The organism is Synechococcus sp. WC101 (assembly GCF_047461555.1).
GTDB lineage: Bacteria > Cyanobacteriota > Cyanobacteriia > Thermostichales > Thermostichaceae > Thermostichus.
The window spans coordinates 1-10,452 of sequence record NZ_JANSHG010000089.1 but is presented as its reverse complement, the minus strand read 5'-3'; the positions used below and the strand labels follow the sequence as shown (position 1 = coordinate 10,452).

The following is a 10,452-nucleotide window of genomic DNA, read 5'->3' as shown; positions in this document are numbered from 1 at the left end:
TGGAGCTTAAGGGCGTTGAGGATCTTCTCCGGCGTGTTTTGGTTGACCCAGTTCAAGGCCTGCACAAAGGCGTCCAGAGTCGCATCCAGCTTGGCGGCTTGGGAATTAGATACCTTGAGCTTGCAGGAGATGGTCAGGACTTGAGTCATGCTGTGATGGTACATCAACAGACCGCATTTCTCCCGTCACTGACCGGCCCGGCCCCCGGCCCCCCAGTCCCCCCGTATACGGGGGGGATATAGGGGGGTACGGAGCAGGGCTCCTGCGGCTTCTAGCTGAATGGAAAATCACCATCGAGGCTCAAACGGCAAGGTACCCATGGCACACGCTGCAATTATCCTTACGATCCTGCTGGGCTTTTGGGGAGTGGTGGTCAAGCGCAATCTGATCATGAAAATCTTGGCCATGGATGTGATGAGCACCGGGGTCATCGCCTTTTTTGTCATTTGGGCCGCCCGCACCGGCGTGTTCACTCCCATCTACAAGCCCTGGCGCCAGGTGGACTATGCCGACCCGGTTCCGCAAGGAATCATCCTCACGGCCATCGTCATCGGCCTGTCGGTACAAGCCCTGATGTTGGTGGGGGTGATGAAGCTGTCCCGCGATCATCCCACCTTGGAAGTGGAGAGTATTGAGCAGGCGGTAGCTGATGACTGAGCTGACGACCGAACTGACGTTGGTCTGGGTGGCACTGCCCTTTTGGCTGGCCTTTGCCACCTACTTGCTGCCGGCTTTGACCCGTCCCAGCCTGGTCATCATGGCTGGACTGACGATAGCCTACGCAGTGCAGCAGGGAGGCCTGCCAGGGGCAACTGCTGCGCCGTTGGAGCTCCAGTTGCTGGATCACTTCGGGGTGACGTTGCGGATCGATGGCAACGCCGCGGCCATGCTCCTGGCCCATGGCCTGGTCACCCTTGGGGTGGCCCTGTATTTGGATCGGCGCTTTGTGGGCAGCCGCTTTCTGGCCATGCAGTTGCTGATCGTCCACGGCAGCGCCAACGCCGTCGTCATCAGCGCTGACCTGATCAGCGTCTATGTGGCCCTGGAGGTGCTCAGCATCGGCGTGTTTTTGCTGCTCACCTACAGTCGCCGAGCAGAGTCCCAGCCGATCCTGGGGGAAAGCGCCCCGCACCGCTCTCGCGACCGTCAGCTCTGGGTGGGGCTGCGCTACCTGTTCATGAGCAATGTGGCCATGCTCCTCTACCTGGTGGGATCCATGCTGGTCTATGTGCGCACCGGATCCCTGGCGATGAGCGGCTTGGCCCTGGCCGACCCCACGGCTCTTGCCTTGATTGCCGTTGGCCTTCTGGCCAAGGGGGCAGTCTTCGTCGCCGGCCTGTGGCTGCCCCTCACCTACGCCACTGCCGATCCTGTCATTGCGGCGGTGCTCAGCGGTTTTACTACAAAAGCAGGCGCCATGGCCCTTGTGCGCTGCAGCGAGTTCTCGCCCGTCTTGGCGCAGGGGCTGCCCTACTTCGGCGCAGGCGCGGCGGTCTTTGGGATCCTTCTGGCTTTGATGGCCAGCACGCCCCAGCGCCTTTTGGCCTGGAGCTCGGTGTCGCAGATGGGATTTGTCATCGCTGCACCCCAGTGGGCGGGTTTGTACGGCCTGGCCCATGGGCTGGCGAAGCCCTTGTTGTTTGTCGGGGCTGCGATAACCAATCGCTGGCGCTGGTCGCTGCTGATCTTGGGGACGGCCTCGCTGGCGGGGGTGCCCGGCACTTTGGGCTATGCAGCCAAGGCCCTTAGCTTGTCAGCTCTGGATCCCTGGCACGAGTGGCTGCTGGTGGGGGTTACTGTCGGCACCACCTGCATAGCCGTGCGGGTGCTGCGAGCTTTTCCTTCTCAAACAAACGGGGACACTACCCCGGCAGCCGGTTGGCCAGACAAGGTGGCCCTAGTCCTTTGGGGCGGGGGCTTGCTCTGGTTCTGGCTGCCAGCGGCCTATGACGTCGATAATCTCATCAAGGCGTTCCTTAGCTTGGGCCTCGGGATCCCGCTGGGCTGGTTTTGGGAGCGAATTCCTGTGAAGGGATGGCGTCTGGATGAAGGGCTAGAGGCAGTGGTGGGCGGCTTGAGCGTGGTGTTGGTGCTGGCCTGGATTCTGCTAAGTGGAGTGAACCATGTGGCGCTACCCTGAGTTGGGCTTGCTGGAAATTGGCCTGCGGCTTTTGATTTGGTTTTTGCTGACGGGTAATCTGAGTTGGGACAATGTGGCCATCGGGGTGGCGGCAACGCTGCTGCTGCCTCGGCAGGCCTCTGCGCCGGTGCGGTGGCGGGATTGGGGGCGGGTGCTCAGGGAGATCGTTTTCGCCGTTCCGAAAGCTTACTGGGAGGCCTTTGAGATGATCCTCAGACCCCACACCGTAGAGGAGGTTGTATACAAACAAACTCTCCCCAATCGTTCGGCGGGACTAGTGTTTCTCGACATCTTTTTGATTACTTTTACGCCCAAAACCATTGTGCTCAATTGCGATGCCCAAGGCACCTACGAGGTGCATCTGCTCAAGCCGCGGGAGGAGGCGTGAATCTACTGCTGTTTCTGCTGACTTTGACCCTATGCCTGCCGCTGTATGCCGCCTGGCTGAAGGAGGATATTTGGCAGACGATGCTGGCTTTTGCCAGCTTATCGACCAAGACGGCCATCCTGGTTTTGGTGGTATCTGTGGTGCGGGATGACTGGATGATCGGGATTGTGGGGGTCTTGATTTTGTCGGTGGGCAATGCAGCCCTAATGCTGCTGGCCCACGTGCTCAAGCGCTTGGAAATGCTTTAAGGGGAATCAACATGGAAGTTTTGGTGGAGGCTCTCAGCTATCTTCTGTTTGGGATCGGGGTGCTGTTTTGGCTGTGGGGAACAGCGCCGCTCCTTGGGGATCGCTCGATTTTGTTTAAGCTGCACGGCCTTTCGGTGTCGGACACGCTGGGATCCATGAGCATCATGCTGGGGCTGTTGCTGCGGATCCCAAGGGAGTGGCCTCTGCTGGTGTTGGCCCTGATTTCCTTGGCCATTTGGAACACCATCTTGGGCTATGTGCTGGCCTTTTGCTCGCAGCGCAAGTCCCTATAGGAGGACAGGATGGAAGAGACTTTGTTGCTGGTGATCGCCCTGCTGTTGCCCTTGACGGCTGCCTTGGTGGTGACCCAGACCAATCCCTATCATGCCTTGGTGATGCGCGGCATTCTGGGATCCATCGCTGCTCTGATCTATGCCTTGTTTGGGGCGGCGGATGTGGCGCTTACTGAGGCGCTGGTGGGCACCATGCTGTCCATTACGCTCTATGCCATCGCGGTGCGTTCCTCATTGAGTATGCGCTTGGGCGTTCTCAAAGACAGTCCTCTGTTGGCGGCCAGGACCTCAGCAGCACAGCAGTTGTTACAGCAGATGCGCCAAGGGCTACAGCAGTACCACATGCGTCTGGAGTTGGCCGTCTATGGAAGTGCAGAGGCGTTGTTGGCTGCCCTTCACAGCCGGGAGGTGCACACCATTGCCCTTGAGCCCGATGAGGAGGTGGCAGAGTATCGCTTGGTAACGCGCGTGCCCCGCCTGCAGGCCATCTTGACGCAACAAGCCCTGCTTTCTGAGGTCCTCCTGCCATGAGGTGGTTGTACGGGGTGGCGGCGCTGCTGGCAGCCTTGCAGCTCATGGTTGCCGACGCGGGAGCTGTTTCTCCTGCCTTTGAGCCTGTGGCGGTTCTGGCCGGAGAAAGCGGCGTGCCCAATACGGTGACGGGCTTGATCCTGCGCAACCGCCTTTACGACACCGTCTTTGAAGTCGTCGTGTTTTCTACGGCCATTCTGGGCGCGCAGTACCTGCTGGCGGATGAGCGACCGACGGCCAATGTAGCTCAGTTTACCGATATTCCCTCAATTGTGTTGGCGCGGGTGGGGGCCACCATCTCCGCTCTGATTGGGGTGGAGCTGGCCATTCGGGGTCACCTGACGCCGGGCGGGGGGTTTGCTGCCGGCGTGGCGGGAGGAACGGCGATTGGCTTGGTGGCGATCACCGCCTCTTCGACCTGGATGGAGGCCATCTACAAGCGGTGGCAAGCCGCGATGTGGGAGAAGCTGTCGGTGGTGACGTTTATCGGGGTGGCTGTAATCGCCCTGGCCGGTTGGGAACTACCCAAGGGCGAGCTGGGGGCACTTTTTAGCGGCGGCTGGATCCCAATCCTCAACATTTTGGTGGCCATCAAGGTGGCGCTGGGATCCTGGGCGGCGATTTTAATTTTTATTCGCTACCGCGGCTTGTTATGAAGGCTCGAACGGGTTGATAACGCTCGTGTCAAGCCAATACATCGTGGGCGGTGTTATCTTCTTGCATCCGCTCGAAGTCCGAATCTTCACCAATGTTTGGGATCGATCCGAGCACTTGGCAAAGGACTTTTTTGCAAGTTGGAGTAAGACTTGCTTGAGGATTTTGGGATGTTCGGCTTCTGCACTCCCACCGTGAGGCCTAGCCCTTTCTTTCAGAACTTTGACAATGGCCCCATCAACGTTGCGAACAATTGGAGTGGCCGTAGAGCGTCTCCTCGATCGGCAGATCCATGGATGGCTTTGCCGCAAAGATAGCGTTGACAGCAGGACGTTTCCCTGTCCGTTGAGCAACTTGACCTGCAGGCGACCTCTACAATAGAAGGCTGACCCTGCCACCCCTGGGATCCCTATGCCGCGCCGTACCGACATTCACAAGATCTTGCTCATCGGAGCGGGGCCGATCGTCATTGGCCAAGCCTGCGAGTTCGACTACTCCGGCACCCAAGCCTGCAAAGCCCTGCGAGAAGAGGGCTACGAGGTGATCTTGGTCAACTCCAACCCGGCCACCATCATGACGGATCCCAGTATGGCGGATCGCGTCTACATCGAGCCGGTGACGGCGGACTTCGTGGCCCAGATCATCGAGCGGGAGCGCCCCGATGCCCTGCTCCCCACCATGGGGGGACAGACGGCCCTCAATGTAGCGGTGGAGCTGGCCCGGCGCGGGATCTTGGACCAGTACGGGGTGGAGCTGATCGGGGCCAAGCGGGAGGCCATCGAAAAAGCCGAGGATCGGGAGCTGTTTAAGCAGGCGATGCAGCGGCTTGGCCTGGCGGTGCCGCGCTCGGGGCTGGCCCGCAGCCTGGCCGAAGCCAAGCAGATCGCTCACGAGATCGGCTATCCCCTCATCATCCGCCCCGCCTATACCCTGGGGGGCACAGGGGGAGGGGTGGCCTACAACCAAGAAGAATTTGAAGAGATCTGCGCCGCCGGCCTGGAGGCCAGCCCGGTCTCTCAGATCCTGGTGGAGGAGTCGATCATCGGCTGGAAGGAGTTCGAGCTGGAGGTGATGCGGGATCTGGCGGACAACGTGGTCATCATCTGCTCAATTGAAAACATCGACCCCATGGGGGTCCACACCGGCGACTCCATCACCGTGGCCCCGGCGCAGACCCTCACCGACAAGGAGTACCAGCGGCTGCGCGACTACGCCATCGCCATCATGCGCGAGATTGGGGTGGAAACGGGGGGATCCAACGTGCAGTTTGCCGTCAACCCCGCCAATGGCGAAGTGCGGGTGATCGAGATGAACCCGCGGGTTTCCCGCTCTTCTGCTTTGGCCAGCAAGGCCACTGGGTTTCCCATTGCCAAGATCGCCGCCAAGCTGGCCGTAGGCTACACGCTGCCGGAGCTCCCCAACGACATCACCCGCAAAACCCCGGCCAGCTTCGAGCCCACCCTTGACTATGTGGTCACCAAGATCCCCCGCTTTGCCTTTGAGAAGTTTCCCGGCTCGGAGCCGGTTTTGACCACGCAGATGAAGTCGGTGGGGGAGGCGATGGCCATTGGCCGCACCTTCCAGGAGTCCATCCAGAAGGCCTTGCGATCCCTGGAGATCGACCGCCCCGGCTTTGGCAGCGACCGGCCTGAAGTCTTCCCCACCCCAGAGGAGGTGCGGGCCAACCTGCGCACCCCCAACCCCTTGCGCCTCTTGACCATCCGCACGGCTCTGCTCATGGGCTTTTCCGTTCAGGAAATTGCTCAGCTTACCCACATCGATCCCTGGTTTATCGACAAGCTGCAGGAGCTGGTGGAGGTGGAGCAGGTCCTCAAGGGGCGGGAATTGGGATCCCTAACGGCCGAAGACCTGCGCCATCTCAAGCAAATGGGCTTTAGCGACCGACAAATTGCCCACCTGACCGGCTGCACGGAAGCCCAGGTGCGGGATCGCCGCAAGGCCCTGGGGGTGATCCCCACCTACAAGACGGTGGACACCTGCGCTGCCGAGTTCGAGGCGGCCACCCCTTACCAGTACTCCACCTACGAGAGCGAATCTGAGACCTTCCCCACCGCCAAGCCAAAGGTGATGATCCTGGGGGGCGGCCCCAACCGCATCGGCCAAGGGATCGAATTCGACTACTGCTGCTGCCACGCCGCCTATGCCCTCAGCTGCCTGGGGTATGAGACCCTCATGGTCAATTCCAACCCAGAAACCGTTTCCACCGACTACGACACCGCCGATCGCCTCTACTTCGAGCCCCTGACCCATGAGGAAGTGATGAACCTGGTGGAAGCGGAGCAGCCGCTGGGCCTAATCGTGCAGTTTGGCGGCCAAACCCCCCTGAAGCTGGCCCAGGGGCTGGCAGCAGCCCAGGCCCCCATCTGGGGCACCTCTCCTGACTCCATCGACATAGCCGAGGATCGCGGCCGCTTTGGGCGCCTGCTCCAGGAATTGGGGATCCGCCAGCCGGCCCACGGCATTGCCCGCAGCGTGGAAGAAAGCCTGGAGATTGCCCGCCGCATCGGCTACCCGGTGGTGGTGCGGCCCAGCTATGTGCTGGGGGGACGGGCCATGGAGATTGTCTACTCGGATCAAGACCTGCGGCGCTACATGCAGCTAGCCGTGGCGGTGGATCCCGACCGTCCCGTGCTGGTGGACCAGTTTCTGGAAGACGCGGTGGAGGTGGATGTGGATGCCATTGCCGACCACACCGGGGCTGTAACCATTGGCGGGATCCTGGAGCACATCGAGCAGGCCGGGATCCACTCCGGGGATTCTGCCTGTGTCTTGCCCAGCCGCACCCTCAGCCCCGAAGTGCTGCAAGTCATTCGCGACTGGACGGTGAAGCTGGCCCAAGCTCTCAGGGTGGTGGGGCTCATGAACGTGCAGTATGCCGTCCAGAAAAAGCAGGTCTACATCCTGGAGGCCAACCCGCGCGCTTCCCGCACCGTGCCGTTTGTCAGCAAGGCCATCGGCCACCCCCTGGCCGGCTACGCCGCCCAGGTGATGAGCGGCAAAACCCTGGCGGAGCTGGGCTTTACCCAGGAGGTGATCCCACCCTACGTGGCGGTCAAGGAGGCAGTGCTGCCGTTTCACAAGTTCCCCGGTAGCGACGCCCTGCTGGGGCCAGAGATGCGCTCTACTGGTGAGGTGATGGGGATTGATACGGACTTTGGCCGCGCCTTTGCCAAAGCGCAACTGGCTGCCGGCCAGGACCTGCCCCTAGAGGGCACGGTGTTCATCAGCGTCAGCGACCGCGACAAGCAGGCGGTGATCCCGGTGGCCCAAGAGTTTGTCCAGCTGGGCTTTCGCCTGCTGGCCACTTCCGGCACCCAAAAAGTGCTGGCCGAGCACGGGATCCCGGTCGAGAAGGTGCTCAAGCTGCACGAGGGCCGGCCCCACGTCATCGACGCCATCAAAAACCGCCAGATTCAGCTCATCGTCAACACCCCTTCCGGTGTCGAGGCGCAGCAAGATGGCCAAAAGATCCGCCGCACTGCCCTGGCCTACAAGATCCCCTTGGTCACCACCCTGGCTGGGGCCAGAGCCACCGCTGCCGCCATCCGCGCTCTGCAGTCGGGATCCCTGGGGGTGAAGTCGCTGCAGGAGTTTCACGCCGAAATGGGACGATAGATCTCAGCCTTCTTGGGTTGCCTTTCTGAAGAAATTCTTAAGACCTTAACCTTAAGAAACTCTGAAGTTCTCGGTTGGCGAAAGTGGCTTTGGCTGCCCAGGAAAAGCTGAGACCAATGCATCAAAATCGCAACACTGATTTGCCTATTTGTATCGATAAATCAATTTGTTTCACATTCTGGCTGCGCAAGTTAGGGATCCCTGCCGGCATCCCGAAAACTGTCTAGTTTGGAAGAAAGCTCCCTCAGGCCAGGCCTCGTCGGGCGCTCTCCTGACGTCGGCTTGGCAAGCCCAAGAGAGAGGGGCTTTGGTGAAATTTTCTAGGAGTTGGCCTATGAGTACGGTCATTCGTCGCTCCGCGGCCGCGCGGCGGCTCTGGAGTTGGGAAAGTTTTTGTCAATGGATCACCAGCACCGAAAATCGGCTGTATATCGGCTGGTTTGGCGTATTGATGATCCCGACGTTGTTGGCGGCGGTCTTCTGTTTTGTTATCGCTTTTATTGCCGCTCCGCCGGTGGATGTGGACGGGATCCGCGAGCCGGTGATCGGCTCTTTGTTGGGGGGCAATAACCTCATTTCTGCGGCGGTGGTGCCCACCTCAGCCGCCATTGCCCTGCACTTTTACCCCATCTGGGAAGCTGCCTCTTTGGAGGAGTGGCTCTACAACGGCGGCCCCTACCAGCTCATCGTGCTCCACTTTTTAATCGGCATCTGGTGCTATTTGGGCCGGCAGTGGGAGCTGAGCTACCGGCTGGGCATGCGCCCCTGGATTGCGGTGGCTTTCTCCGCCCCAGCGGCGGCTGCGACGGCGGTGCTCTTGGTCTATCCCATCGGCCAGGGCAGCTTTTCGGAGGGGCTGCCGCTGGGCATTGCCGGCACCTTCCACTTCATGCTGGCCTTCCAGGCGGAACACAACATCTTGATGCACCCCACCAGTTGGCTGGGGGTGGCGGGGGTGTTTGGCGGCGCCCTGCTGGCGTCTCTGCACGGCTCGCTGGTGATCTCCAGCCTGATCCGGGAGACCTCGGAGGAGGAGTCGGCCAATGCTGGCTACCGCTTTGGCCAAGAAGAAGTTACCTACAACTTCCTGGCCGGCCACTACGCCTTCTTGGGGCGGCTGGGGATCCCCGGCCTTGGCTGGCGCAACAGCCGTTCCGTCCACTTCTGGATGGCGGCTCTGCCCACCGTAGGGATTTGGGCGGCAGCCATCGGCATTGGGATGATGGCCTTTAACCTCAACGGCTTTAACTTTAACCAGTCCCTCCTGGACAGCCAGGGCCGGTTCATCCCCACCTACGCCGATTTGATCAACCGCGCCAATCTGGGGATCCAGGCCATGCACGCCCCCAACGCCCACCACTTTCCTCTCTTGCTAGCGGCCAAGGTGGACTAGGGTCGATCCAGCCCGAAGGCACGGTGGGCGGCCTGGAGGGCACGCACCCCCTGCTCCCGCCGCACCACGCAGCTCACCTTAATCTCTGAGGTGCCGATCATCTCAATGTTGATCCCGGCGTCGGCCAGAGCCTTGAACAAACGGGCAGCCACGCCGGGATATGTTTCCATCCCGGCACCGACGATGCTGACTTTGGCAATGTCGTGGTCGGTCTCGACCCCCGCCGCCTGCAGCTCCTCGGCCACCTGCCGGCACACGGCCTCAGCCGCCCTGGCCTGATCCTGAGGCACCGTAAAGGCGATGTCGGTGCTGGGGATCCCGTTGTGGTAGCCCCGCTGGCTTTGGATGATGGTGTCGACGATGATACCGGCAGCGGCCAGGCGTCCAAACAGATGGGCAGCCGTCCCCGGGCGATCCGGCACCTTGCGCAGGCCCAGCCGCGACTGCTTCAAATCCAGGGCAACGCCGCGCACCGGGTGGTCGCTTGGGCGGGGATCCCCGCAAGGGGCTGCCTTGACCCGATGCAAATGGGGGATCACCTGGAACGCTTCCCCCAGCGCCAGGGCGGCCTCCCCGGCCCGCTCGTCAGCCACCACACAGCTCACCTTGATCTCCGACATGGAGATCATTTGGAGATTGATCCCAGCTTCTGCCAGCACCTGGAACATCTGGGCGGCAATGCCCGGGCGGCCCATCATCCCCACCCCGGCAATGCTGACTTTGGCCACCGCCTCATCGACGATGACTTCCCTACACCCCAGCTCCTGGCCCACCTGCCGCGCCACGGCTGCCGCCTGGGCCGCCTGCGCCCGGCTGACGGTAAAAGCAATGTCGTTGATAGGGGATCCCTCGGCTGCACTGAGGTGGAGCGACTGCAGGATTAAATCGACATTGATCCCGGCTGCCGCAATTTCCTGGAACAGTTGCGCGGCAATGCCCGGGCGATCCGGCACTCCCACCAGCACCAACTTGGCCTGATCCCGATCCAGCTCCACCGTATCCACTGCCTGGCCCAGCTCAATGCTGCTGTCGGCGGGGCGAGGACGGGGAGGGGGAGCAAGAATGAGGGTGCCCCCGGATCCCGCCTGCAACGGTTCCAGGCTGGAGCGCACCCGCAGCTTGACGCCGTAGTTGCGGGCAATCTCCACCGAGCGGGGGTGGAGCACCTG

The 10,452-nt window shown here is 61.3% G+C and carries 11 protein-coding genes and 1 pseudogene; 9 read left to right on the top strand and 3 right to left on the bottom strand.

All coding sequences use genetic code 11. The features are described 5' to 3' along the window. A pseudogene (locus tag NW809_RS07580) lies at nucleotides 1–149 on the bottom strand (RNA-guided endonuclease TnpB family protein); the annotation flags it as partial. A 169-nt stretch (nucleotides 150–318) separates the two neighbouring features. Here NW809_RS07580 and NW809_RS07575 point away from each other — a divergent pair. From NW809_RS07575 to NW809_RS07545, 7 genes are read left to right on the top strand one after another with little or no spacing between them, the layout of a single operon-like run. Next, nucleotides 319–657, top strand: a complete 339-nt coding sequence (locus NW809_RS07575; protein ID WP_011430587.1) for a cation:proton antiporter subunit C — start codon at nucleotides 319–321, stop codon at nucleotides 655–657. Beyond that, nucleotides 650–2,140, top strand: coding sequence for a cation:proton antiporter (locus NW809_RS07570; RefSeq protein WP_414401857.1), 1,491 nt, complete (start codon nucleotides 650–652; stop codon nucleotides 2,138–2,140). Before NW809_RS07575 ends, NW809_RS07570 begins: the two co-directional genes overlap by 8 nt. Beyond that, nucleotides 2,124–2,528, top strand: coding sequence for a Na+/H+ antiporter subunit E (locus NW809_RS07565; protein ID WP_041438403.1), 405 nt, complete (start codon nucleotides 2,124–2,126; stop codon nucleotides 2,526–2,528). Before NW809_RS07570 ends, NW809_RS07565 begins: the two co-directional genes overlap by 17 nt. Then, nucleotides 2,525–2,776 carry a hypothetical protein gene (locus NW809_RS07560; RefSeq protein WP_011430584.1) on the top strand — a complete coding sequence of 84 codons (252 nt, stop codon included), beginning with the start codon at nucleotides 2,525–2,527 and terminating at the stop codon, nucleotides 2,774–2,776. The genes NW809_RS07565 and NW809_RS07560 overlap by 4 nt, the downstream gene beginning before the upstream one ends. A gap of 11 nt (nucleotides 2,777–2,787) precedes the next feature. Further along, entirely contained in the window at nucleotides 2,788–3,069 is a 282-nt protein-coding gene (locus NW809_RS07555; protein WP_011430583.1) for a monovalent cation/H(+) antiporter subunit G, read from the top strand. 9 nt (nucleotides 3,070–3,078) lie between these two features. After that, nucleotides 3,079–3,600, top strand: coding sequence for a DUF4040 domain-containing protein (locus NW809_RS07550; protein WP_414401856.1), 522 nt, complete (start codon nucleotides 3,079–3,081; stop codon nucleotides 3,598–3,600). Next, complete coding sequence (locus NW809_RS07545; protein ID WP_011430581.1) at nucleotides 3,597–4,256, top strand: Na(+)/H(+) antiporter subunit B; 660 nt, start codon at nucleotides 3,597–3,599, stop codon at nucleotides 4,254–4,256. The genes NW809_RS07550 and NW809_RS07545 overlap by 4 nt, the downstream gene beginning before the upstream one ends. On the opposite strand, the gene NW809_RS07540 is transcribed toward NW809_RS07545, so the two are convergent. After that, on the bottom strand, nucleotides 4,251–4,685 hold the full coding sequence (locus NW809_RS07540) for a FitA-like ribbon-helix-helix domain-containing protein (protein WP_414401855.1): 435 nt from the start codon (nucleotides 4,683–4,685) through the stop codon (nucleotides 4,251–4,253). The two genes, NW809_RS07545 and NW809_RS07540, sit on opposite strands and share 6 nt — an antisense overlap. On the opposite strand from NW809_RS07540, the gene carB reads away from it, so the two are divergent. Together carB and NW809_RS07530 are read left to right on the top strand one after the other, a co-directional pair. After that, the gene (carB, locus tag NW809_RS07535) at nucleotides 4,666–7,890 is read left to right on the top strand and encodes a carbamoyl-phosphate synthase large subunit (protein WP_414401854.1); all 3,225 of its coding nucleotides are present in this window, start codon (nucleotides 4,666–4,668) and stop codon (nucleotides 7,888–7,890) included. The two genes, NW809_RS07540 and carB, sit on opposite strands and share 20 nt — an antisense overlap. A 334-nt stretch (nucleotides 7,891–8,224) precedes the next feature. Then, nucleotides 8,225–9,283: a Photosystem Q(B) protein 1 gene (locus NW809_RS07530; RefSeq protein ID WP_414388432.1), complete on the top strand. Its 1,059-nt coding sequence runs from the start codon at nucleotides 8,225–8,227 to the stop codon at nucleotides 9,281–9,283. On the opposite strand, the gene NW809_RS07525 is transcribed toward NW809_RS07530, so the two are convergent. Then, on the bottom strand, nucleotides 9,280–10,452 hold a 1,173-nt coding region (locus tag NW809_RS07525; protein WP_414401853.1), incomplete at its 5' end, for an ACT domain-containing protein. The two genes, NW809_RS07530 and NW809_RS07525, sit on opposite strands and share 4 nt — an antisense overlap.